This is a genomic window from Serratia sp. MYb239 (assembly GCF_002966855.1).
GTDB classification, from domain to species: domain Bacteria; phylum Pseudomonadota; class Gammaproteobacteria; order Enterobacterales; family Enterobacteriaceae; genus Serratia_B; species Serratia_B rhizosphaerae.
The window spans coordinates 671,452-695,122 of the sequence record NZ_CP023268.1 but is presented as its reverse complement, the minus strand read 5'-3'; the positions used below and the strand labels follow the sequence as shown (position 1 = coordinate 695,122).

The following is a 23,671-nucleotide window of genomic DNA, read 5'->3' as shown; positions in this document are numbered from 1 at the left end:
CCCTTAGACGAACGCAGGCAGTCCATCGCCACAGCCCCTGTTATGCCTTCGACGGCCACTTCACCCCCCGCGCGATCATCTTGTCGCGCAGCTGCAGACACTTCTGGTGGTATTCAGTATCTGGCTGGCTTTTATTAAGGCGCTTTTGCACTAGTGAAGCAAATACCCACCCCTTCTTATTTACCGGATTAGGATCAGCACCGTGGTCCAACAAATAATTGGCGTGCTCAAAGCTATTACTGTAAAAAGCTGCCATTAATGGGGTTTCACCTAAAGAATCTCGCGCATCAACATCAGCCCCGCGCATAACTAATAATGCTAACGTATCGGTAGTCTTGGCATACATAGTTTCATGGATTATGGGCTCGTCATTGTCCTTATCTCTGGCGTTTGTAGATAAACCACCGTCCAGCATTGCCTTCAGCCAGATGTCCTTATCGGCCCTAACCATCCACAGAGCTGGACTATTTTTACCCTGCGGTAAAGGATCCGCACCAGCACTGACCAGCGCCGTAATAATTGCCAAGCGGTTGGCCGGATTATCGTTATACATCGCCTCGTTGATGGCGAAAAACAGCGGGGTTAATCTCTGCTCGCCCGGAGTATTCAGATCCGTTTCCGGCGCCAGTTGTTTTACCCTCTCCAGGTCACCCGCCTCAATGGCCTTGGCCAAAACCAGCTGTTGGCCCGTAAAGTATTCTTCCGGTACAATTTTTTTCATGTCGTTGCATCCTGCCAACCAAATTATGCCAAACATCATTATGGCAATACCTAACCATCGTGTACGCATACGCATAGTTATAACCTGTTAGTAATGGTGGTCATATCCGCCTCTTTCTGCTCCTCCAGGCTGTCGATCACCTGCTGCATACCGTGCTTATCAATGGCGCTACCCTCACCGCCCGGCAGCCATTTCGCGGCGCCCGCCGCGCTCGGTAATAGCGCAGAGAGCTGCCGTTTTATCATCAGCAGCGGAATATCGTAGTTCACACTCTTTAAATCATCCAGTAAGTGGAATTCCTGCAGCTTCGTTAATACCTCGCCATGCACCCGATAGGCGGCAATTTTTGAACCGTCGCCGATGGCCGTGCCGCCATACTTTTCCACCGTGCCGGCATTAAGGCCTGCGGCATTAAACGTCCAGGCGGGCTTACCACTGGCAACGGCCGCCGCAGAGGCAAGGCCGCCCCCCAGAGAATGCCCAGCAATAGCTACCTGGCCTGGGAAATCTATCAACTTATTGCCAATAGTGACCGATTTCTCATAATAAACTGAATTGAGACTAGCGCCTTGCCCCAGGTTGTTTTCCCAATCAACCATTTTCTCCATCCTGGTCCCCCGGAATACTACGGTTGGCTTCATAGCGTTACCGAACACCGTCGGATCTGGCGCATAAACTCTAGAAAAAAAGTCTGGCATGTCAGGATTGTCATACAACATCTCTGGCTTTAACCCCAGCCGGTCTAAAGCATTTTTATTATTACTGATATCACGCCACCCTTCGGGTACGTTCGGCACCGTACCCAACGCGTCAATCGGTTGCCCGTCAACGCCGTAAACATTTTGCGCCAGTTTGGCATACTCAACGGCGATATTGTTCTCACCCAGGCGCGTCGCGGCAATGCGCGCATCGGGGTAAATGCTGCGCTGCCCGCGGCCGATCAGATTTTGCCGGGTCTGCCAACGTTCGCGCTTGCTCATATCGCGCATAGCGGCCAGCGGATCCCGGCGCACCGCCATCGCGGTGGCCGCCGCGACGACTGCCGGCGCTTTCTGCTGCGGCCGGTAGCTGGGGGGCAGCACCGTCGCCGGCGGACGGACGCGATAGCGGGCAACCATCGCCTCATAGCGCTGAATTATCCGCTGCGTCGGGTAGAGCGGCGGCAAAATGGCCGGGTACTGCACCAGCCGGCCGGTTTGGTCGATAAAGAACAGGTGCCGCGCCGGCGACCAGCCAAAACAGTTGTCATCAATGGCAAGCAGCTGCCCTGAATCCAACTCGGCCAGCACCTGATTTTTTATCTGCCGGTCTTCCCGGAACTGCGACACACCCACGCCGGAAATCTCACGGCGGCTGACCGGATAGCGACGATTGATCGAGGGCATCGATGACGCCCCGAACAGATATTTTGACTCCAACTCATAACGTGCCGAACTGGGATGAAAAATACGGGAAAATTGGAAAGGTTCGAGCTCTTCCGTTGATAGTGAAATCAATCTCATTAGCGCAGTCCTGTGCTTGTGCTAAGTATATAAACTTGATAAGCAGCGGCCAGATTAGCCCCTGACGTAGCGACGATATTACACTATCAGGCAGGCCCTGCCAGCATTCGGGCAGAACCTGCCAGTCATTTAGGATAGTTAGCAATCCGGATCCGGGCGCGCTACCGCCAGCCGGTGTTCGGCCAATATCACAATATGCTGCACCTCGGTCACCATCTGCATATTGATGCCGCGATCGATGTTTTTCAGCTAAGCCGCCGGATGGCCTCCGTCATGCTCATCGCGCACGTTACGCCTCCGGTGGCCACTTCACCCCCCGCGCGATCATCTTGTCGCGCAGCCGCAGACAGTTCTGGTGGTATTCAGTTTCCGGCCGGCTGTCATTGATGCTGCTTTGCACCAGCGAAGCAAATACCCAGCCCTGTTTATTTACCGGGTTTGGGTCAGTACCATGATCCAGAAGATAGTTTACGTGTTCAAAGCGGTTGCGAAGAAAGGCTGCCATTAACGGTGTTTCTTCTAATGAGTTACGGGAATCTATATTTACTCCACGTTCTATTAATAGAGCCAGAGTTGCCGTGTTCTTTGCTCTTAGCGTGTCAAAGATAATAGCGGTTCCCCAATGTTTATTTTTTGCATTTGCTGATAACCCACCATCCAATAGCGCCTGTAGCCAGAGATCCTTATCCCCCATAGCAACCATTTCAGCAGGACTGGCCATCCCATCAGACTGCGGTTGCAGGGGATCAGCTCCCGCTTTAACCAGCGCGGTCACAATTTGCAAACGTGGTTTGGGATTATTATTGTAGTACGTCTCATTCAAGGCGAAGAATAATAAGGTTAAATCCTGCTCGCCCGGGGTGTTTAAATCTGTTTCCGGCGCCAGTTGTTTTACTCTGCCCAGGTCCCCCGCCTCAATGGCCTTGGCTAAGGCCAGCTGTTGGCCCGTAAAATAGTCTTCCGGTTCAATTTCCTTCATGCCGTTGCATCCTGCCAGCAAGATTAGTCCCCAAAAAACAACGGCGATACTTACCCATCGGTTACGCATGATCGTCCCTTTGCCTAATGCTGGCCAGTCCATCGCCACCGTTACGCCTCCGGCGGCCACTTCACCCCCAGCGCGATCATCTTGTCGCGCAGCCGCAAACAGTTCTGGTGGTATTCAGTTTCCGGCCGGCTGTCTTTGATGCCGTCTTGCACCAGCGAAGCGAATACCCATCCCTTCTTAGTTACCGGATTTGGATCAGCGCCGTGGTCCAGTAAATAATTGGCGTGCTCAAATTTACTGCTGAAAAAAGCTACCGTTAATGGCGTTTCACCTAAAGAATTACGGGTATCAACATCAGCCCCGCGCATAATTAATAATGCTAACGTATCGGTAGTCTTGGCATACATAGTTTCATAGATCATGGGATAGTCAGTGTCCTTATCTCTGGCGTTCGGAGATAGGCCACCGTCCAGCATTGCCTTAAGCCAGATATCCTTACTGGCCTTAGCCATCCATAAAGCCGGTTTGTCCCCCATCCCCCTCGGTAAAGGATCCGCACCAGCACTGACCAGCACCGTAATAATTTCTAGTCGATTGCCCGGATTATCGTTATACATTGCCTCGTTGATGGCGAAAAACAGCGGGGTTAATTTCTGCTCGCCGGGGGTATTCAGATCCGTTTCCGGCGCCAGCTGTTTTACCCTCTCCAGGTCACCCGCCTCAATGGCCTTGGCCAATATCAGCTGTTGGCCGGTAAAGTAGTCTTCCGGTTCAATTTTCTTCATGCCGTTGCATCCTGCCAGCAAGATTAGTCCCCAAAAAACAACGGCGATACTTATCCATCGGTTACGCATGATCGTCCCTTTGCCTAATGCTGGCCAGTCCATCGCCACCGTTACGCCTCCGGCGGCCACTTTACGCCCAACGCGATCAGCTTGTCGCGCAGCCGCAGACAGTTCTGGTGGTATTCAGTTTCCGGCCGGGTACTATTGAGGCGTCTTTGTACCAATGCAGTAAATCCTCGTCCTTTTTTGTCTACCGGATTCGGGTTGGCACCGTGATCCAGCAAATAAATAGCGTGTTCAAAACGGTTGCTGAAAAAAGCTTCCACTAACGGCGTCTGGCCTAAAATGTCATTGGCATCAACATCAGCACCGCGCATGGTCAATAATGCTAGCGTATCCGTATTCCTGGCTTTCAGTGCGCTATAGATAATCGCTTCATTATGATTTCGGTCTCTGGCATCCGGATCCAAGCCACCATCTAGCAATGCCTTTAGCCAGATATCCTTATCCCCCATTGAGACCATTTCCGCCGGGCTGGCCATCCCTCTGGGGAGTGGTTGCAAAGGATCAGCCCCTGCTTTGACCAGCGCGGTCACAATTTGCAAACGTGGTTTGGGATTATTATTGTAGTACGTCTCATTCAAGGCGAAGAATAATAAGGTTAAATCCTGTTCACCCGGGGTGTTTAAATCTGTTTCCGGCGCCAGTTGTTTTACCCTGCCCAGGTCCCCCGCCTCAATAGCCTTGGCCAATATCAGCTGTTGGCCGGTAAAGTAGTCTTCAGGTTCAATTTTTTTCATGCCATTGCATCCTGCCAGCCAAATCATGCCAAACACCATCATGACAACACCGATCCATCGTATTCGCACGGCTATAACCTGCTGGTAATGGTGGTCATATCTGCCTCTTTCTGTAGCTCCAGGCTGTCGATCACCTGCTGCATACCGTGTTTATCAACGGTGCCGCCCTCCCCGCCCGGCAGCCACTTCGCGTTGCCCGCCGCGCTGGGCAATAGCGCAGAGAGCTGATGTTTCACCATCAGCAGCGGAATGTTGTAATAAACGCTCTTTAAATCCTCTAACAGGTGGAACTCCTGCAAGCGCGTCAGCACCTCGCCCCGCACCCGGTAGGCAGCAATTTTTGAGCCGTCGCCGATCGCAGCCCCGCCATACTTTCCCACCGTGCCGGCATTGAGTCCTGCGGCATTAAACGTCCAGGCAGGTTTACCGCTGGCAATCGCCGCCGCAGAAGCAAGGCCGCCGCCTAGTGAATGTCCGGCAATATCTACCTGACCAGAGAAATCCTCTAACTTACTACCGATAAAAACCGATTTTTCATAATAGCTTGAATGAACACCCATTCCTTGCTGACCATTGTTCAGCCAGTCCGTTATATTCTCCATCCGTGTACCTCTGAATACCACGGTCGGTGCCATCTCATTACCAAATACCGATTTATCTGGGGCATATACTCGGGAGAAAAAATCAGGATCATTTACACTGCTATATAACATAGTGGATTTTAAACCCAGATTTTGTAGCGCTTTGTCATCATTACTAATATCGCGCCACCCTTCGGGCACGTTCGGCATCGTTTCCAACGCGTTAATCGGCCGTCCATCAATGCCATACACATTTTGCGCCAGCCTGGCCTTTTCAACGGCAATATTGTTCTCGCCCAGACGCGTCGCGGCGATGCGCGCATCGGGGTAGATGCTGCGCTGGCCACGGCCAATCAGGTTTTGCCGGGCCTGCCAGCGTTCGCGCTTGCTCATCGCACGCATTGCGGCCAGCGGATCCCGGCGTACCGCCACCGCCGTGGCCGCCGCTACGGCAACCGGCGCTTTCTGCTGCGGCCGGTAGCTGGGCGGCAGCACCGTTGGCGCCGGACGGGTGCAATAGCGGGCAACCATCGCCTCATAGCGGCGGATTATCTGCTGCGTCGGATAGAGCGGCGGCAGAATGGCAGGATAGAGCGTCAGCCGGCCAGCCTGATCGATAAAGAACAGGTGGCGCACCGGCGACCAGCCAAAGCAGTCGTCATCGATGGCAAGCAGCTGACCGCTGTTCAACTCGGCCAGCACCTGCTGCTTAACCTGTCGGTCTTCCCGGTACTGCGACACGCCCACGCCGGAAATCTCACAGCGGGAGACCGGGTAGCGACGGCAGATCGAAGGCAGCGCTGACGCCCCGAACAGGTATTTAGCCTCCAGCGCATAACGCGCCGAGTTAGGGTTAAAAATGCGGGAAAACTGGTAAGGTTCGAGATCTTCCGTTGATAGAGTAATCAATCTCATTAGCGCCATCCTGTGCTAAATATATAAAATTGACATGTAGATTTAATTTATTAAGTTAAAAATAAGCGGCGACGCGATTATTCCCTGAGGGAAATAACCTTACAGACCGTCCGCCACTCATTTTTTTACGATATTACACCACCCGAAAGGTATTGCCATACATTTTTATCTACAAAAGACAAAAAAAACCGGATTAATTACTAGAACACGTTACTCGAACACCCAAATAAACCACCCCAAAAGCCAATTAATTAATGGGGCAATTAAATAAAACCGTTAATAAAATATCTTTTCTATTTCCAGCGTGGTTATTATTCGTTAATCGTTCCGTTAATAATAAAGCATTAGCGCTCGGCTTTATTTATACGCATAGCCCCTCTCCGAATAAGAGAGGGGCATAATCATTATCCTTTGGCTTCCACAACCTCATCTTCCGGTGCTTTACCGTCAATACTGCCGCGCCAGCCGGTCTCCTGTTCCCGCGACAGGCGTGAGCGGTCCTGCTCAATGGCGTTGCTGAGCATCTCTTTCGCGCGCTGCAGGCTGGCGATACGGAACTCGGTATCCTCGTAATGCTCCACCGTGCTTTCCAGCATCTTATGGTTATAGCAACGGAAGATATCCGCCTTTTCCCGTGCCTCGTAGGCGTCCATCCCCAGCAGCTCCAGCGCTTCACGGCCGATACGCAGCGAGCTTTCAAAGGTTTCGCGCTCCGGTTTCTCCACCCCGAGGCGCCGCAGCTGATACCAGTGGTCAACGTCGCGGGCGCGCGCCACCACCTTCAGGTGCGGGAAGTGGCGTCTGGCCAGTTCGGTCAGTTGCAGGTTGGCCTCAACGTCGTCAATGGCGTTAATCAGCACCTGCGCCTTTTCCGCACCGGCGGCCTCCAGCAAGTCGGCGCGAGTAGCGTCGCCATAAAACACTTTGGTGCCAAACTTGCGCAAGGTTTCGATATGATCCGGATCGTGATCCAGCACCACGGTGCGCACGCCGTTGGCCAGCAGCATACGGCCGGCGATCTGGCCGAAGCGGCCGAAACCGGCGACGATCACGCTGGCGTTCTCTTCGTCGATCACATCCGCCGGACGATCATCCTGCGGCGCACGCTTCTCCAGCCGGGACGCCAGCACCAGCAGCAGCGGCGTCACGGCCATGGACAGCGCCACCGCCAGCGTCAGCGATTTGGCCCATTCCTGCGGCAAGACGCCGGCCGTCTGCGCCGCGCCAAACACCACAAAGGCAAACTCACTGCCCTGCCCCAGCAAAATGGCAAACAGCCCGCGCTGGCGCTTTGGCACCCCCAGCAGCGGCGCCAGCAGCCACAGCATGGCCGCCTTCAGCAGCATAAAACCGAGCAGCAGCGTGGCGATCAGCAGCGGGTGGCTGAACAGCGTACCAAAATCGATCGACATGCCGACGCCGATAAAGAACAGCCCCAGCAGCAGCCCCTTAAACGGCTGAATATCGCTTTCCAGCGCATGACGGTATTCCGAGCTGGCCAGCAGCACGCCGGCCAGAAACGCGCCCATCGCCATCGACAGGCCGGCCATTTCCAGCAGAATGCCGAAACCGAATACCAGAAACAGCGCGACGGCGCTGAAGACTTCGCGCATGCCGGAGCGGGCGACAAAGTGCAGCAGCGGCCGCGTCACATAGCGGCCGAGCAGCACCACCAGCGTCAGCGCGCCCACCACCTTGGCGGCGGAAATGGCAAAGGCGCCGAGCGACGTCGAGGCGCCGCTGTTGGCCAGCAGCGGGATCATCGCCACCAGCGGAATCGCGGCGATATCCTGAAACAGCAGCACCGCGAACGCGCTGCGTCCGGTCGGTGACGAAGTCAGATTACGTTCATTCATCGCCTGCATGGCGATAGCGGTGGAAGAGAGCGCCAGCGTCAGGCCAATCAGCAGCGCCACCTGCCAGTTCAGCCCGAGGAAATAGCAAAAGGCGCTAAGCACCAGGCCACAGCCGGCCATCTGCATGCCGCCGCCGCCGAATACCGAAGCGCGCAGCGTCCACAGCCGTTTCGGGTCCAGTTCCAGACCGATAACGAACAGCATCAGCACCACGCCGATTTCCGCAAAGGTCAGGATCGATTCAGCGTCGGACACCAGTTTCAGCCCCCACGGCCCGATGATACAGCCGGCGATCAGGTAGCCCAGCACCGATCCCAGCCCCAGACGCACCGCAATCGGCACCAGCAGACCGGCCGATCCCAGATAGATCAGCCCTTCGATCATCATGCCGTGATTATCCATGTTGGTTCTCCTGCGTTTGCTGTTGCTGCGCCAGTAGGTAATCAATCAGCCGCTGCCGGTAGGCCTCTCCCGCCGCCAGCAGCGCCGTTTCGTTACAGGTGAAGGTATTATGCAGCGCAAAGTAGGGCTGCCAGCGCATGCCGCAGTACAGCGCCGTCGCCTGCAGCGGCTGCGCCAGCACGGCAAACTCCGGGTAGTCGCCCAACTCGAAGTGGTGGCGGTCGCCGCCGCTGGTCACCGCCCACAGGCAGTCTTTCCCTACCAGCGCGTTGCCGTCGTGGCCGTAGGCCCAGCCGTGCTCCAGCACCTTGTCGATCCACAGCTTCAGCAGCGGCGGCAGGCCGTACCACTGCATCGGATGCTGCAGCACCACCATATCGGCGCGTTCCAGCGCCTGCTGTTCCGCATGGATATCGATGCTGAAATCGGGATATAGCTCATACAGCGAGCGGACTTCCACCTCGGGAATATCTTTCACCGCCTGCAGCAGCCGTTGGTTGGCGTGCGAGTGCCGGGGATAAGGGTGTGCGTAGATTATTAGAATCATGTTTATCTCGTCGTTCCTTGCCAATACATCAAGCATATACCAGCCGTCTAGCATGACAGCGGGCAAATTGATTGATAGCGGAAATTTTTAACCTGCATCAACAAGCAAGCTGAATGACTTTGCGCGGGGGTAAGGTATAAAAAAAGGCCCTGCATGCAGGGCCTTGAACAACGGTACGGGCGCGGGGCTTATTTGCCGATGCGCGCGTGCATCTCCTGAACCGAGGTGACCTGTTCGGTCGGATCGGCCTTCAGCGCCATCGCGGTGGCAAAGCCGCCGTTCAGCGTGGTGTCGTAATGCACTTTATACTGCAGCGCGCTGCGTCGAATCAGCTTGGAGTCCTCAATCGCCTGGCGGCCGGCGGTGGTGTTCACGATGTAGGTGTACTCGCCATTCTTGATACGGTCCTGAATGTGCGGACGGCCTTCGTGCACCTTGTTGACCAGGCGCGGGTTGATGCCCGCTTCGCCCAGCACCACCGCGGTGCCGTGGGTCGCATCCAGCTCGAAGCCCTGCTTCAGCAGGCTGGCGGCCAGATCGACCACCCGCGCCTTGTCGCCTTCACGTACCGACAGCAGCGCCCGGCCCTGCTTGCGCATGCCGGAGTTGCTGCCCAGCATCGCCTTGGAGAAGGCTTCGGCAAAGGTGCGGCCAACGCCCATCACTTCCCCGGTGGAGCGCATTTCCGGCCCCAGAATCGGGTCGACGCCCGGGAATTTGTTGAACGGCAGCACAACTTCTTTCACCGAGTAGTACGGTGGAATCACCTCTTCCGTCACGCCCTGTTCGGCCAGCGTTTTGCCCGCCATCACGCGCGCCGCCACTTTCGCCAGCGGCACGCCGGTGGCTTTGGAGACAAACGGCACGGTACGCGCGGCGCGCGGGTTGACTTCAATCAGGTAGACCTCGTTGTCCTTCACCGCAAACTGGACGTTCATCAGGCCGCGCACCTGCAGCTCAAACGCCAGTTTTTCCACCTGCTGACGCATCACGTCCTGAATGTCTTTGCTCAGGGTGTAGGCCGGCAGTGAACAGGCGGAGTCGCCGGAGTGTACGCCGGCCTGTTCGATATGCTCCATGATGCCGCCAATCAGCACGCGCTCGCCGTCGCAAATCGCGTCGACGTCGACTTCAACCGCGTCGTCCAGGAAGCGATCCAGCAGCACCGGCGCATCGTTGGACACGCTGACCGCGGTCTGGAAGTAGCGGCGCAGGTCGGTTTCGTCATAGACGATTTCCATCGCACGGCCGCCCAGCACGTAAGACGGACGCACCACCAGCGGATAACCGATGCCCGCCGCTTTCTCTACCGCCTGCTCAATCGCCGTGACCGTAGCGTTGGCCGGCTGCTTCAGGCTCAGACGGTTAACCGCCTGCTGGAAGCGCTCGCGGTCTTCCGCGCGGTCGATGGCGTCCGGGCTGGTGCCGATAATCGGCACGCCGGCCGCTTCCAGATCGCGCGCCAGTTTCAGCGGCGTCTGGCCGCCGTACTGAACAATCACCCCTTTCGGCTGTTCGATACGCACGATTTCCAGCACGTCTTCCAGCGTCACCGGTTCGAAGTACAGACGGTCGGAGGTGTCGTAGTCGGTCGACACGGTTTCCGGGTTACAGTTGACCATAATGGTCTCGTAGCCGTCTTCGCGCAGCGCCAGCGAGGCGTGTACGCAGCAGTAGTCAAATTCAATGCCCTGACCGATACGGTTCGGCCCGCCGCCCAGCACCATCACCTTCGGCCGGTCGCTGTTCGGGTTGGATTCGCACTCTTCTTCATAGGTGGAGTACATATAGGCGGTATCGGTGGAGAATTCCGCCGCGCAGGTATCCACGCGTTTGTACACCGGATGCAGGCCATAGCCCTGACGCAGTTTGCGCACCGCGCCTTCGGTCACGCCGGCCAGTTTTGCCAGGCGCGCGTCGGCAAAGCCTTTGCGCTTCAGGGTGCGCAGGAATTCCGCCGTCAGGCCGTTGATGCCGCTCGTCGCCACCTCTTCTTCCAGGCGCACCAGCTCTTCAATCTGCACCAGGAACCAGCGGTCGATATTGGTCAGGTTGAACACCCCGTCCACCGACAGGCCGGCGCGGAACGCGTCGGCGATATACCAGATGCGATCCGGGCCGGCGTCTTTCAGCTCGCGGCGGATCTTGGTCAGCGCTTCCGGGTCGTCCAGGCTCACTTTCGGGTCAAACCCGGTGGCGCCCACTTCCAGGCCGCGCAGCGCTTTCTGCATCGACTCCTGCTGGGTGCGGCCAATCGCCATCACTTCGCCGACCGACTTCATCTGCGTCGTCAGGCGGTCATTGGCGCCGGCGAATTTCTCAAAGTTGAAGCGAGGGATTTTGGTCACCACGTAGTCGATGGACGGCTCAAACGACGCCGGAGTACGGCCGCCGGTGATGTCGTTCATCAGCTCATCCAGCGTATAACCCACCGCCAGCTTGGCGGCGATCTTGGCGATCGGGAAGCCGGTGGCCTTCGACGCCAGCGCCGAGGAGCGCGATACGCGCGGGTTCATTTCGATGACGATCAGGCGACCGGTTTTCGGGTTCACCGCAAACTGCACGTTAGAACCGCCGGTTTCCACGCCGATTTCACGCAGTACCGCCATCGAGGCGTTACGCATGATTTGATACTCTTTGTCGGTCAGGGTCTGCGCCGGCGCGACGGTAATCGAGTCGCCGGTGTGGATGCCCATAGCGTCGAAGTTTTCAATCGAGCAGACGATGATGCAGTTGTCGTTCTTATCACGCACCACTTCCATCTCGTACTCTTTCCAACCGATCAGCGATTCATCAATCAGCAGCTCGTTGGTTGGCGACAGATCCAGGCCGCGCTCGCAGATTTCTTCAAACTCTTCGCGGTTATAGGCGATGCCGCCACCGGTGCCGCCCATGGTGAAGGACGGACGGATAATGCACGGGAAGCCGACATCGGCGGCCACCGCCAGCGCTTCTTCCATGGTGTGCGCAATGCCGGAACGTGCGGTGTCCAGGCCGATTTTCTTCATCGCCACGTCAAAACGGCGGCGGTCTTCAGCCTTGTCGATCGCATCGGCGGTCGCGCCGATCATCGTCACGCCGAACTCTTCCAGCACGCCCTGACGCTCCAGCTCAAGCGCGCAGTTCAGTGCAGTCTGGCCGCCCATGGTCGGCAGCACCGCATCCGGGCGCTCTTTTTCGATGATTTTACGCACCACTTCCCAGTGGATCGGCTCAATGTAGGTCGCATCGGCCATTTCCGGGTCGGTCATGATGGTCGCCGGGTTGGAGTTCACCAGAATAACGCGGTAACCCTCTTCGCGCAGCGCCTTACACGCCTGCGCGCCGGAGTAGTCAAATTCACAGGCCTGGCCGATAACGATCGGGCCAGCGCCGAGGATCAGGATGCTTTTTATATCAGTACGTTTTGGCATGGTTGTTATGGCTCCTGATTATTTAGCGTTGGAACGGTGAGACTCAATCAGTTCGATAAAGTGATCGAACAGCGGCGCGGCATCGTGCGGGCCAGGGCTGGCTTCCGGGTGGCCCTGGAAGCTGAACGCCGCTTTGTCGGTGCGGTGAATGCCCTGCACCGTGTGGTCGAACAGCGACTTGTGCGTCACGCGCAGGTTGGCCGGCAGGTTGTTCTCATCCACCGCAAAACCGTGGTTCTGCGCGGTGATCATCACCGTATTGTTGTCCAGATCCTTCACCGGATGGTTGCCGCCGTGGTGGCCGAGCTTCATTTTCACCGTCTGCGCGCCGCTGGCCAGCGCCAGCAGTTGGTGGCCCAGGCAGATGCCGAACAGCGGGATGTCGGTGGTCAGGAACCGCTGAATGGCGGCGATCGCGTAGTCGCACGGCTCCGGGTCACCCGGGCCGTTGGACAGGAAGATGCCGTCCGGATTCATTTTCAGCACCTCATCCGCCGGGGTCTGCGCCGGCACCACCGTCAGGCGGCAGCCGCGATCGACCAGCATGCGCAGGATGTTGCGCTTCGCGCCGAAATCATAGGCCACCACGTGGAACGGCAGCTCGGATTCCGCTTTGGCTTCCGGCAGCTCGCCGGCCAGCGTCCAGCTGCCCTGACGCCAGCCGTAGGCTTCCTGCGTAGTCACTTCTTTTGCCAGGTCCATGCCTTTCAGGCCCGGGAAGGCTTTGGCCTTCTCCAGCGCCAGCGCGGCATCCGGCGCGTCGCCGGCGATGATGCAGCCGTTCTGCGCGCCTTTCTCACGCAGCAGACGCGTCAGCTTGCGGGTATCGATATCGGCAATCGCCACAATATTGTTGCGCTTGAGGTAGTCGGACAGGTTTTCTTCACTGCGGTAGTTGCTGGCAATCAGCGGAAGGTCGCGAATGACCAGGCCTTGAGCGTGAATAGCGGAGGATTCTGCGTCGGAAGCATTGGTGCCGACATTGCCGATATGAGGATAAGTAAGAGTAACGATCTGGCGGGAATAGGAAGGATCAGTGAGGATTTCTTGATAACCGGTCATCGACGTATTGAAGACCACTTCCCCCACTGCCGTACCCTCTGCCCCAATGGCCCGACCGTGGAATTGGGTTCCGTCTTCCAGAACCAATAGCGCTGACTTAATCAAAACACCCTCCGAGGAATAATAAATCACAATATTTGCATATTAATTCAGATATCGCGATCTAAATCAATGCAAAAACCGCCCTCAAGGCTAATTTTTGGCAAATTGGGCGCATTTTAATGATGGGCACCCCGTTTGTCTACTTAAAGCGCCATTTTTTCACTTATTTTTACTGACTACGCGGTTTAATAGGCTTCACAGCCACAAAAATACAGCTAAACCCGAGCGAGTAAACGGTTGCCAGATAGGATGTGGTAAAACGGGCGATTTAATACGCTAAAAACAGGCTTTAATCGTTTAACAGTGAAGAAAAGGGAGGTTTTAAAGGCACAAACTCACAGAAACAGTAATGATGATGCAAAAATACAACCAACACCATATTTATCATGTTAAAAAAAAGGACAATAAAAATATTGTCCCAGTATCATAGCCATACGATCAATATAACCACATCACACGGATATAAAAACCATTACAACTGGTCTAATCCCAGCACATCTCGCATATCAAACAGCCCATTATCACGCTCAGACAGCCAAACTGCCGCGCGAACGGCGCCATTGGCAAAGGTCATCCGACTGGAGGCCTTATGGGTGATCTCAACCCGCTCGCCGATATCGGCAAACATCGCGGTATGTTCACCGACGATATCGCCGGCACGAATGGTGGCGAAGCCAATACTCTGCGGATCGCGCTCGCCGGTGTGGCCTTCGCGCGCATAGACGGCGCACTGCTTCAGGTCGCGCCCCAGCGCATCGGCAATCGCTTCGCCCATCGCCAGCGCGGTGCCGGACGGCGCATCCACCTTGTGGCGGTGGTGAGCTTCAACAATTTCAATATCGGTATAGTCGCCCATCACTTTGGCGGCTTTTTCCAGCAGCTTCAGCACCACGTTGACCCCGACGCTGAAGTTGGCGGCGAACACAATACCAATCTGCTGCGCAGCGGCGTTGATGGCCGCCTTGCCGGCATCGTCAAAACCGGTGGTGCCAATCACCATCGCCTTATGGTGGGAAACGCAAAACGCCAGATGCGCCAACGTGCCTTCCGGACGGGTAAAGTCGATCAGCACATCAAAGTCATCCGCCACCTTGGCCAGATCGTCGTTAACGATAACGCCAAGCGCGCCGACGCCGGCCAGTTCGCCCGCATCCGCCCCGACTAACGAGGAGCCGGCGCGTTCCAGCGCCGCCCCGAGCACCACGCCCTGCGCCTGCTGCACCGCCTGAATCAATTGACGCCCCATACGGCCGCCGGCGCCCACAACCGCCATGCGGATCTGTGAATCAGTCATACTTCGCTCTCTTATCAATGAAATGCCTATCCCAGGCTATCGGATCAGGTTAACCGCCCCGCCGGTTCATCGCCAGAGGATTTCCATCATGATAAGAAATTTATGATATCGCCGGGGGGTTATCAGTAACGCTATATCCCCACGGCTACATAATCATGCAGTTTGCGACGGCGCCACCAGAGGTTTACCCGCCCGCGCCGTTAGCGGGCTGCCGCTCAGGGTGAAGGCGGCAATCACGGTAAACAGCAGCGCAATGCAGCCGAGCATCAGGTAGGCGGTTTTAAAGCCGTACGCCACATACATCATCCCCGCCGCATAGGACATACCGATGGCGGAAAACTGTTTGAAAAAGCAGAAGCCGAACAGGTAGATCGACGCGGACAGCTTCACGTCAAACTGGGTGGTGATGTATTTGAAAATGCCCACCAGCAGGAACGGCACTTCAAACATATGCAGCGTCTTGAGCACGATCACCGCCGTCACCGAATCGGCAAATGAAGAGCCGATAATGCGCAGCGACATGATTGCCCCGGCGATCAACAGCGCATTCTTGCCGCCGATACGGTTAATGATCAGCGGTGCAAAAAACATAATGAAGGCATTGAGGAATTCGCCCAGCGTGGTGACATAGCCAAATGCCTGCGTACCACTGTGGCGGTCGCGGAAGAAAGAGGTGAAGAAGTTGGCGAACTGCTGATCGAACACGTCATACACGCAGGCGACGCCGACGATATACATCACCAGGAACCAGAACTTGCGCATCCGCAGCAGCCGCAACGCCGAACGCAGGCTGACCGGGTTCTTGTTCAGCGCCAACCCTTCCGCCACCGCGACCGTGCCGCTTTTTTCCGGCCGGAACAGGCACAGCAGCAGCGCCAGAATCAGCGTGCAGCCGGAAGCCAGCCACAGCGAAAACTGATTATTAATGGTGAAGGTGTAGCCGACGATTGAGGCGCAAATCGCCCAGCCGATACAGCCGAACAGCCGCACCCGCCCGTATTCAAACTGGCTGCGCCGGCTGACCTTTTCCACATAGGCTTCGATCGCCGGCGAGCCGCCGCTGGCCACCAGCCCCAGATAGAGGCCGCACAGCAGCGCGCCGACGATAAAATGGCTCTGCAGCAGCGGCGAGATCACGTAGATAAACAGCGGCGCCAAAAACATCAGCAGTACGATGATCAACCACAACAGATGTTTCTTCAGGCCGAAGCGGTCGGTAATAAAGCCGAACACCGGCTGGCACACCAGCGCAAAGAACGCCATAAAGGAGAACACAATGCCGGTCTGTCGCTGATCGAGCTGGTTGACGTCATGCAGCCAGAGCGGGAAAAAAGGCAGGATAGAACCCAAAATAAAAAAGTAGAAGAAGCAAAAGCCGCTGAATATCCAGAAATTCTTGTTTTTTAGATAAAACATAGCTCGCCATCCCTTTGTACCCGGGCGTGACGCGCGCGCCCGGGATGTTATTGGTGGAAGTGATGCTCGGGATAAATTAGTGGTAGGCCGGCAGCCAGTTTCCGTGCGCCTCGATCAGGGCGTCGCACAGCTGGCGGATATCGTCGATCGACAGTTCCGCCGAGGTATGCGGATCGAGCAGCGCAGCATGGTAGATCGCCTCGCGTTTGTGAGTCACCGCCGCCTCAATGGTCAGCAGCTGCGTATTGATGTTGGTACGGTTGAGCGCCGCCAGCTGCTCCGGCAGGTTCCCCACGTAGCACGGCGTAATGCCCTGACCGTCTACCAGACAAGGCACCTCGACGCAGGCTTCGTTCGGCAGGTTGGTGATAAGACCCGTGTTGAGCACGTTGCCGCCGATTTTGTACGGACGGTCGGTCTCCATGGCTTCGATAATGTAAGAGGCGTATTCGTGCGTACGCGTATGGGTAAGATGCGCGTCGTGGGTCAGTTCCTGCTTCTGCTGTTCCCACTGGGCAATCTGTTCAACACAACGGCGCGGATACTCATCCAGCGGAATATTGAACCGTTCGATCAGCTCCGGGTAGTTGCGCTTGATCCAGTACGGCATATATTCGGCGTTATGCTCCGAAGACTCGGTGACGTAATAGCCGAAGGTTTTCATGATTTCATGGCGCACCATATCGTCATGTTTGCCCTGCAGCGCCGCAGCGCGCCGTTTGATTTCCGGGTAGAGATCCTGCCCGTGACGACGGATATCCAGCAGCCAAGCCATATGGTTGATGCCGGCGATATGGAACTGCACGTCGTCGGTCGGCATATCGACGCTTTTCAGCAATGTGTCGGCGCACACCTGCACGCTGTGGCACAGGCCGACGGTTTTCACGCCGGTATGGCGCAGCATGGCGCCGGTCAGCGAGGCCATCGGGTTGGTGTAGTTCAGCAGCCAGGCGTCCGGGCACACCTCTTCCATATCGCGGGCGAAAGAGAACAGTACCGGAATGGTGCGCAGCGCGCGGAAGATGCCGCCAATCCCCAGCGTATCAGCGATGGTCTGCCGCAGGCCGAATTTTTTCGCGATTTCAAAGTCGGTGATGGTGCACGGATCGTAGCCGCCAACCTGAATGGCGTTCACCACATAGTTAGCGCCCTGCAGCGCCGCGCGCCGGTTCTCCTCCCCCAGATACGGGGTAATGATCGCCTTGCCGTCGTTGACGTTCTGATTGATATTATTCAGCATCGCCAGCGACTCGTTCAGACGGTTGCTGTCAATATCGTACAGCGCGATATCCACTTCCCGCAGCGCCGGCGTACACATAATGTCGCCCAACACATTCTTCGCGAAAATTGTGCTGCCTGCGCCCATAAACGTCACTTTGATCATACTGTTTCTCCACATGCCTGAACTGGGTTAACGATAGGTCTGTAGTGAAAGTAGTGGCTGCGCGCCGGACTGTATATGTAGAAATGTGACCTCATTATGGGTAAAAACGACGGTAAAAAAAAAGTGTGAGCTGGCTCCTACTCCACGCCTCCGCTGGCGTTGCAGATTCAGCTCGGCTGCTATCTTATGGCCAAACGGTGCGAAAAATGGCGGTAGGCAGCGATGCACAAGAGCTTTACCCTGACCAACACCTCCAGTATCGAACTGAACGTGTTTCAGTTCGGCCATGAGGATTGCGCGCCCGGCCATCGTTTCGGCCCGGCGGTGCGTCAGCATTACCTATTTCATTATGTGATATCCGGCAGCGGGACGCTGTACACCGACAGCGGCGAGTTTACGATTCGCCCCGGCGAAGGCTTTCTGATCTACCCCCACGATGTCACCACCTATTGCGCGGACCGGCAGGATCCCTGGCATTACATGTGGATTGAGGTCGACGGCCTGATGGCCGCAACCATTTTCCAACAGTGCCGTCTCAGCCGCCAGATGCCGGTCTATCGGCCCCAGCACTACCGGCCGGAAGCCGAAGAACGGCGCTGTCTGGCGGAGATCGTCGCCCATGAGCAAAACGACGCCTGGCTGAAAATCATTGGCTTAAGCTACCAGTTCTTCGCTGCGCTGATCGCCAATGCACAGCGGGAACAGCCGGCCGCGCCGGCGGAAAAAACCCGCCACCTCAGCAAGGCGGTGAAATACCTGGAAAGCCGCTACCACGAACCGCTCTCTATCGGCCAGCTGGCGGCTTACTGCAACCTTAACCGCAGCTATCTGAGCCGTCTGTTTAAAGCGGAGTTTGGCCTGGGGCCGAAAGAGTATCTGCTGCAGGTGCGCATGAACGTCGCCGCCAGCCTGCTGCGTCACGGCAGCGCGGCGATTAAGGTAGTGGCGCTGTCGGTGGGGTATGACAATCAGCTGCACTTCTGCAAGGCGTTCCGCCAGTTTTACGGCGTCTCCCCCAGCGCCTGGCGCAGCGGTGAAGGCGACCTCACATCCAGCATTGAGCCACGCCTGATGGCAACGGCCAGTGTCGATACCGACATCGCGCAGCAGCGGCGCTGAAAAAAAACGGGGAGCCATGGCTCCCCGCTGTTACTGCATTTCTCTGTCTTAATCGACCTGCTTGATATCGACCCGCAGCTCTTTCGGCACTTCGAACACGATATTTTCTTCACGGCCGCTGATTTCCTGCACGTTCTTTCCGCCCAGGGCCTTCAGCCGGCCGATCACTTCCTGCACCAGCACGTCCGGCGCCGAGGCGCCGGCGGTTACGCCGATATTGCTGGCGTCCTTCAGCCACTGCTCCTGAATATCCATCGCTGAATCAATCAGGTAAGCCGGCTTACCGACGCGCTGCGCCAGCTCCGCCAGACGGTTGGAGTTAGAGGAGTTTTTCGACCCCACCACCAGCACCACGTCCGCATCGCCGGCCAGATTACGCACCGCTTCCTGACGGTTGGTGGTGGCGTAGCAAATATCGTCCTTACGCGGCCCGATGATTTTCGGGAAGCGCTGACGCAGAGCGTCGATCACGTCCGAGGTATCATCCACCGACAGCGTGGTCTGCGTCATAAAGCACAGGTTTTCTTCGTTCTTGACCTGTAGCTGCCACACATCGTCCGGCGATTCGACCAGATACATTCCCCCTTCCGGGTTGCTGTACTGGCCCATGGTGCCTTCCACTTCCGGGTGGCCCGCGTGGCCGATCAGAATCGCTTCAACGCCTTTGCGGCTGGCGCGCGCCACTTCCATATGCACCTTGGTCACCAGCGGACAGGTGGCGTCAAACAGCATGGTCAGATCGCGCGCCTTGGCTTCGGCGCGCACCGCCTGAGAAACGCCGTGCGCCGAGAAGATCAGGATCGAACCGTCCGGCACTTCCGCAATCTCTTCGATAAACACCGCGCCGCGCGCGCGCAGGCTGTCGACCACATAGCGGTTATGCACCACTTCGTGACGCACGTAGATCGGCGCGCCGTAAATCTCAAGCGCACGTTCAACGATGCTGATTGCGCGATCGACTCCGGCACAGAAACCGCGCGGGTTAGCCAGCAGTATTTGCATGCGTCTCCTCCTGCTGCGGATCGATCTCCAGCACCTCAATGTCGAAGGTGATCGGGTGTCCCGCCAGTGGATGGTTAAAATCAACGGTGACCGACTCTTCAGCCACTTCGCGCACCACGCCCGGCATCTCTTTGCCGTCCATCGAGGTGAACAGCATGATGGTGCCGACTTCAGGCACGCCGGTTTCGGCAAAGTCACGACGCAGGAAGAACTGGATAAGATCCGGGTTGTTGGCGCCGAACGCGTCTTCCGGCTGCAGCGTAAAGGCGCACTTGTCGCCGGCAGCCAGGCCGAGCAGCTGCTGCTCCAGCGGCGCAGACAGGCTGCCGTCGCCAAGGCGGAACAGCGCCGGTTTGCCGTTGCCGCGGGTGGATTCCGCCGTTGAACCATCTTCCAGTTTCAGCGTGAAATGCACCAGCACTGCGCTGTTGGGTTGTACCTGGACCGTCATGTTACTCACCTTTACTCGTTGCACGCTTGCCGGAAGGCAAGAAGCCTTCCAGTACGATCATCGCCGCCCCCACGCAGATAAAGCTGTCTGCGAGATTGAAGGTCGGGTAATGCCAGTTGCCGACGTAGAAATCGATAAAGTCGACCACAAAGCCGTGCCACAGGCGGTCAAACAGGTTGCCCAGCGCGCCGCCGATAATAAACGCATAGGCAATGTTGTTCAGCTTTTGCTGCGCCTGGCTGCGGTACATCATCACCAGCAGCACCGCCACGATGGCGACAGCAATGCCGGCGAAGAACCAGCGCTGCCAACCGCCGTGGTCGGCCAGGAAGCTGAACGCCGCGCCATAGTTACGCGCGTAGTACAGGTTGAAGAACGGCACCAACGGCTGGGACTGGCCCAGCGCGAAATGGCTCAGAATCCACTGTTTGCTGACAAAATCCAACGCCAGCACCACAACCACTAACCACAGCCAACGCAGGCCGGTCGAACAGATCGGTTTACTCATCAGGCAAATTTACGTTTTTCGCCGTCGCCGGCTACGTTGCTCACACAGCGGCCGCAAAGATCTGCGTGCTCCGCCACCTTGCCGATATCCGTGGTGTAATGCCAGCAGCGCGGACATTTTTCACCTTCAGCGCTTTCAAAGGCGATTTTCAGCCCCTTCAGCTGTTCGCTCTGCTGCGCATCCGCCGGCGCATCCGCCAGCGACGCGACGCGCGCGCCGGAGGTCAGCAGTACGAAACGCAGCTCATCCTGCAGGTTGTTCAGGTGTGCGGCCAGCGCATCGTCGGCGTACAGCGTGACGGACGCTTCCAGCGAACCGCCCAGACGTTTGTCGGCACGCGCCTGCTCCAGCACCTTGTTGACTTCGCCGCGCACTTTCAGCAGCTCGGCCCAGAACTCGTCGTTCATGCTTTCGCCTTCGGCCAGACGGAACAGGCCGTCGTACCACTCTTCGGTAAAGACGAACTGCGCGCGATCGCCCGGCAGGAAGCCCCAGATTTCATCAGCGGTGAACGACATGATCGGCGCCATCCAGCGCACCAGCGCTTCCGCAATGTGGAACAGCGCGGTCTGGCAGCTGCGGCGTGCGTTGCTGTCGCTCTTGGCGGTGTACTGGCGGTCTTTGATGATGTCCAGATAGAAGGAACCCATCTCAACCGAGCAGAACTGCATCAGACGCTGCACCACTTCGTGGAAGTCGTAGTTGGCGTAGGCGTGCTCAATGTCTTTTTGCGCCGCCATCGCGCGGCCGACCGCCCAGCGATCCAGCACCACCATGTCTTCCGGATCCAGACAGTCGGTGCTCGGGTCGAAACCGCTCAGGTTCGCCAGCAGGAAGCGTGCGGTGTTACGAATACGACGATAAGAGTCGGCGGCGCGCTTGAGGATTTCATCAGACACCGCAATCTCGCCGGTGTAGTCGGTGGAAGCCACCCACAGGCGCAGAATATCGCCGCCCAGCTTGTTCATCACGTCCTGCGGACTGACGGTGTTGCCGATCGACTTGGACATCTTGCGGCCTTGACCGTCAACGGTGAAGCCGTGGGTCAGCACCTCTTTGTACGGCGCCTTGCCCTTCATCGCGGTGGAGATCATCAACGATGACATAAACCAGCCGCGGTGTTGGTCGGAACCTTCCAGATACATATCCGCGCCGTGGCCCTGGAATTCAGGACGCACGTCAACCACTGACGCATGGGTCGAGCCGGAGTCGAACCAGACGTCCAGCGTGTCCGGCACTTTCATGTAGTTGTCGGCATCTGCGCCGAGGATGTCCGCCGGGTTCAGATCCCACCACGCCTGGATGCCGTCCTGCTCCACGCGCTTGGCGACCTCTTCCATCAGCTCAACGCTGCGCGGGTGCAGCTGCTCGGTCTCTTTATGCACGAACAGCGACATCGGTACGCCCCAGGTGCGCTGACGCGAAATACACCAGTCAGGACGGTTGGCGACCATAGTTTCGATACGCGCCTGGCCCCAGTCCGGGATCCACTTCACGCCTTTGATCTCTTCCAGCGACTGCTGACGCAGACCTTTCTGATCCATGCTGATAAACCACTGCGGCGTGGCGCGGAAGATGATCGGCGTTTTGTGACGCCAGCAGCACGGATAGCTGTGCTGCAGTTTTTCCACATGCAGCAGCGCGCCTTGCTCGCGCAGCATTTCCACGATCAGATCGTTGGCCTTGAAGACAAATTTGCCGTCCAGTTGCGGATGGGTGCCGGTCAGGTAGCAGCCGTTCGGGCCGACCGGGTTGGCGATCTCCAGACCGTATTTCTGGCTGATAACGAAGTCGTCCGGGCCGTGGCCGCCGGCGGTATGCACCGCGCCGGTACCGGCGTCCAACGTCACATGGTCGCCCATGATCGCCGGCACGTCGAAGCCCATAAACGGATGCTGGAAACGCAGCAGCTCCAGATCGGCGCCCTGGCAACTGCCCAGCACCGTCCAGTCGGTGATGCCGGCGCGTTTCATCACGCTGCTCACCAGATCTTCGGCCAGAATCAGGCTCTGGCCGTCAACCTGCACCAATTGGTAGGTGAATTCCGGGTTCAGCGAGATCGCCCGGTTGGCCGGCAGAGTCCACGGCGTGGTGGTCCAGATCACCAGCGAAATCGCGCCGCTGAAGTTGCTGACGCCGAACTTGGCCGCCACCGCCGCCGCATCGCTGGCGTGGAAGGCCACGTCGATCGACGGCGACGTTTTGTCGTAATACTCGACTTCCGCTTCCGCCAGGGAAGAGCCGCAGTCGGTACACCAGTGAACCGGCTTGGCGCCCTTCAGCAGGTGGCCGTTGTCGATGATTTTACCCAGCGCGCGAATGATGTTGGCTTCGGTTTTAAAGTCCATCGTCAGGTACGGACGATCCCAGTCGCCCAGCACGCCCAGGCGGATAAAGTCCTTCTTCTGGCCTTCAACCTGCTCTTTGGCGTATTCACGGCACTTCTGACGGAACTCGGCGGCGCTCAGCTTTTCGCCCGGCTTGCCGTACAGCTGCTCGACTTTCAGTTCGATCGGCAGACCGTGGCAGTCCCAGCCCGGCACATACGGCGAGTCGTAACCGGCCATCCCTTTCGACTTGATAATAATGTCTTTGAGAATCTTGTTAACCGAGTGACCAATGTGAATGTTGCCGTTCGCATACGGAGGGCCGTCATGCAGAATAAAGGTTTTTTTGCCCTTTTTGGCAGCACGAATAATCCCGTACAGATCCTGTTCATACCAACGTTGCAGCATGCCAGGTTCGCGCTTGGCGAGATCGCCGCGCATCGGGAACCCTGTTTCCGGCAGGTTCAGGGTGTTCTTATAGTCACTCATGAGATTC

General features: G+C 57.2%; 18 protein-coding genes and 1 pseudogene. 1 reads left to right on the top strand and 18 read right to left on the bottom strand.

Features of this window, described 5'->3' with window-relative positions:
- Positions 1 to 40: 40 nt before the first annotated feature.
- From CLM71_RS03260 to CLM71_RS03200, 14 genes and pseudogenes are all read right to left on the bottom strand, one after another.
- Positions 41 to 721, bottom strand: coding sequence for an ankyrin repeat domain-containing protein (locus CLM71_RS03260; RefSeq protein ID WP_232251627.1), 681 nt, complete (start codon positions 719 to 721; stop codon positions 41 to 43).
- A gap of 77 nt (positions 722 to 798) precedes the next feature.
- Positions 799 to 2,106, bottom strand: a complete 1,308-nt coding sequence (locus CLM71_RS03255; RefSeq protein ID WP_234008611.1) for a lipase — start codon at positions 2,104 to 2,106, stop codon at positions 799 to 801.
- A 273-nt stretch (positions 2,107 to 2,379) separates the two neighbouring features.
- Positions 2,380 to 2,469: pseudogene (locus tag CLM71_RS23850) on the bottom strand (threonine/serine exporter); the annotation flags it as partial.
- 43 nt (positions 2,470 to 2,512) lie between these two features.
- Positions 2,513 to 3,202, bottom strand: coding sequence for an ankyrin repeat domain-containing protein (locus tag CLM71_RS03250; RefSeq protein ID WP_105233210.1), 690 nt, complete (start codon positions 3,200 to 3,202; stop codon positions 2,513 to 2,515).
- A 110-nt stretch (positions 3,203 to 3,312) separates the two neighbouring features.
- Positions 3,313 to 3,996 carry an ankyrin repeat domain-containing protein gene (locus CLM71_RS03245; protein ID WP_232251625.1) on the bottom strand — a complete coding sequence of 228 codons (684 nt, stop codon included), beginning with the start codon at positions 3,994 to 3,996 and terminating at the stop codon, positions 3,313 to 3,315.
- A 110-nt stretch (positions 3,997 to 4,106) separates the two neighbouring features.
- A complete protein-coding gene (locus tag CLM71_RS03240) occupies positions 4,107 to 4,796 on the bottom strand; it encodes an ankyrin repeat domain-containing protein (RefSeq protein ID WP_105233208.1) in 690 nt (229 codons plus the stop codon).
- A gap of 71 nt (positions 4,797 to 4,867) precedes the next feature.
- A complete protein-coding gene (locus CLM71_RS03235) occupies positions 4,868 to 6,292 on the bottom strand; it encodes a lipase (RefSeq protein ID WP_105229727.1) in 1,425 nt (474 codons plus the stop codon).
- 404 nt (positions 6,293 to 6,696) lie between these two features.
- Entirely contained in the window at positions 6,697 to 8,550 is a 1,854-nt protein-coding gene (gene kefC / locus CLM71_RS03230; protein WP_105229726.1) for a glutathione-regulated potassium-efflux system protein KefC, read from the bottom strand.
- Positions 8,543 to 9,097: a glutathione-regulated potassium-efflux system oxidoreductase KefF gene (gene kefF / locus CLM71_RS03225; RefSeq protein ID WP_105229725.1), complete on the bottom strand. Its 555-nt coding sequence runs from the start codon at positions 9,095 to 9,097 to the stop codon at positions 8,543 to 8,545. Before kefF ends, kefC begins: the two co-directional genes overlap by 8 nt.
- A 188-nt stretch (positions 9,098 to 9,285) precedes the next feature.
- Positions 9,286 to 12,510, bottom strand: coding sequence for a carbamoyl-phosphate synthase large subunit (gene carB / locus CLM71_RS03220; RefSeq protein WP_105229724.1), 3,225 nt, complete (start codon positions 12,508 to 12,510; stop codon positions 9,286 to 9,288).
- Between the two features lie 18 nt (positions 12,511 to 12,528).
- Positions 12,529 to 13,677, bottom strand: a complete 1,149-nt coding sequence (gene carA, locus CLM71_RS03215) for a glutamine-hydrolyzing carbamoyl-phosphate synthase small subunit (protein ID WP_105229723.1) — start codon at positions 13,675 to 13,677, stop codon at positions 12,529 to 12,531.
- Between the two features lie 469 nt (positions 13,678 to 14,146).
- Entirely contained in the window at positions 14,147 to 14,968 is an 822-nt protein-coding gene (dapB, locus tag CLM71_RS03210; protein ID WP_105229722.1) for a 4-hydroxy-tetrahydrodipicolinate reductase, read from the bottom strand.
- Positions 14,969 to 15,121: 153 nt separating this feature from the next.
- Positions 15,122 to 16,384, bottom strand: coding sequence for an MFS transporter (locus tag CLM71_RS03205; RefSeq protein WP_105229721.1), 1,263 nt, complete (start codon positions 16,382 to 16,384; stop codon positions 15,122 to 15,124).
- Positions 16,385 to 16,460: 76 nt separating this feature from the next.
- Positions 16,461 to 17,768 carry an alpha-glucosidase/alpha-galactosidase gene (locus tag CLM71_RS03200; RefSeq protein WP_105229720.1) on the bottom strand — a complete coding sequence of 436 codons (1,308 nt, stop codon included), beginning with the start codon at positions 17,766 to 17,768 and terminating at the stop codon, positions 16,461 to 16,463.
- A 222-nt stretch (positions 17,769 to 17,990) separates the two neighbouring features.
- On the opposite strand from CLM71_RS03200, the gene CLM71_RS03195 reads away from it, so the two are divergent.
- A complete protein-coding gene (locus CLM71_RS03195) occupies positions 17,991 to 18,887 on the top strand; it encodes an AraC family transcriptional regulator (protein ID WP_105229719.1) in 897 nt (298 codons plus the stop codon).
- Between the two features lie 48 nt (positions 18,888 to 18,935).
- Here the strand turns inward: CLM71_RS03195 and ispH are convergent, their stop codons facing one another.
- Genes ispH through ileS form a run of 4 tightly spaced genes read right to left on the bottom strand, consistent with a single transcriptional unit; the run spans position 18,936 to position 23,664 of the window.
- On the bottom strand, positions 18,936 to 19,889 hold the full coding sequence (gene ispH / locus CLM71_RS03190) for a 4-hydroxy-3-methylbut-2-enyl diphosphate reductase (protein WP_105229718.1): 954 nt from the start codon (positions 19,887 to 19,889) through the stop codon (positions 18,936 to 18,938).
- A complete protein-coding gene (gene fkpB, locus CLM71_RS03185) occupies positions 19,870 to 20,340 on the bottom strand; it encodes an FKBP-type peptidyl-prolyl cis-trans isomerase (RefSeq protein WP_105229717.1) in 471 nt (156 codons plus the stop codon). The genes ispH and fkpB overlap by 20 nt, the downstream gene beginning before the upstream one ends.
- Before the next feature lies 1 nt (position 20,341).
- Positions 20,342 to 20,848 carry a signal peptidase II gene (gene lspA, locus CLM71_RS03180; protein WP_054305905.1) on the bottom strand — a complete coding sequence of 169 codons (507 nt, stop codon included), beginning with the start codon at positions 20,846 to 20,848 and terminating at the stop codon, positions 20,342 to 20,344.
- Positions 20,848 to 23,664, bottom strand: coding sequence for an isoleucine--tRNA ligase (gene ileS, locus CLM71_RS03175; protein WP_105229716.1), 2,817 nt, complete (start codon positions 23,662 to 23,664; stop codon positions 20,848 to 20,850). Before ileS ends, lspA begins: the two co-directional genes overlap by 1 nt.
- Positions 23,665 to 23,671: the final 7 nt, after the last annotated feature.

What these genes read in the sequence shown, in the direction of transcription:
- kefF (WP_105229725.1), bottom strand. Translation starts at nt 9,097, where the DNA reads ATGATTCTAATAATCTACGCACACCCTTATCCCCGGCACTCGCACGCC.
- kefC (WP_105229726.1), bottom strand. Translation starts at nt 8,550, where the DNA reads ATGGATAATCACGGCATGATGATCGAAGGGCTGATCTATCTGGGATCG.
- CLM71_RS03260 (WP_232251627.1), bottom strand. Translation starts at nt 721, where the DNA reads ATGAAAAAAATTGTACCGGAAGAATACTTTACGGGCCAACAGCTGGTT.
- CLM71_RS03205 (WP_105229721.1), bottom strand. Translation starts at nt 16,384, where the DNA reads ATGTTTTATCTAAAAAACAAGAATTTCTGGATATTCAGCGGCTTTTGC.
- ispH (WP_105229718.1), bottom strand. Translation starts at nt 19,889, where the DNA reads ATGCAAATACTGCTGGCTAACCCGCGCGGTTTCTGTGCCGGAGTCGAT.
- CLM71_RS03200 (WP_105229720.1), bottom strand. Translation starts at nt 17,768, where the DNA reads ATGATCAAAGTGACGTTTATGGGCGCAGGCAGCACAATTTTCGCGAAG.
- CLM71_RS03250 (WP_105233210.1), bottom strand. Translation starts at nt 3,202, where the DNA reads ATGAAGGAAATTGAACCGGAAGACTATTTTACGGGCCAACAGCTGGCC.
- dapB (WP_105229722.1), bottom strand. Translation starts at nt 14,968, where the DNA reads ATGACTGATTCACAGATCCGCATGGCGGTTGTGGGCGCCGGCGGCCGT.
- carB (WP_105229724.1), bottom strand. Translation starts at nt 12,510, where the DNA reads ATGCCAAAACGTACTGATATAAAAAGCATCCTGATCCTCGGCGCTGGC.
- lspA (WP_054305905.1), bottom strand. Translation starts at nt 20,848, where the DNA reads ATGAGTAAACCGATCTGTTCGACCGGCCTGCGTTGGCTGTGGTTAGTG.
- fkpB (WP_105229717.1), bottom strand. Translation starts at nt 20,340, where the DNA reads ATGACGGTCCAGGTACAACCCAACAGCGCAGTGCTGGTGCATTTCACG.
- CLM71_RS03195 (WP_105229719.1), top strand. Translation starts at nt 17,991, where the DNA reads ATGCACAAGAGCTTTACCCTGACCAACACCTCCAGTATCGAACTGAAC.
- CLM71_RS03235 (WP_105229727.1), bottom strand. Translation starts at nt 6,292, where the DNA reads ATGAGATTGATTACTCTATCAACGGAAGATCTCGAACCTTACCAGTTT.
- CLM71_RS03255 (WP_234008611.1), bottom strand. Translation starts at nt 2,106, where the DNA reads ATGCCCTCGATCAATCGTCGCTATCCGGTCAGCCGCCGTGAGATTTCC.
- ileS (WP_105229716.1), bottom strand. Translation starts at nt 23,664, where the DNA reads ATGAGTGACTATAAGAACACCCTGAACCTGCCGGAAACAGGGTTCCCG.
- CLM71_RS03240 (WP_105233208.1), bottom strand. Translation starts at nt 4,796, where the DNA reads ATGAAAAAAATTGAACCTGAAGACTACTTTACCGGCCAACAGCTGATA.
- CLM71_RS03245 (WP_232251625.1), bottom strand. Translation starts at nt 3,996, where the DNA reads ATGAAGAAAATTGAACCGGAAGACTACTTTACCGGCCAACAGCTGATA.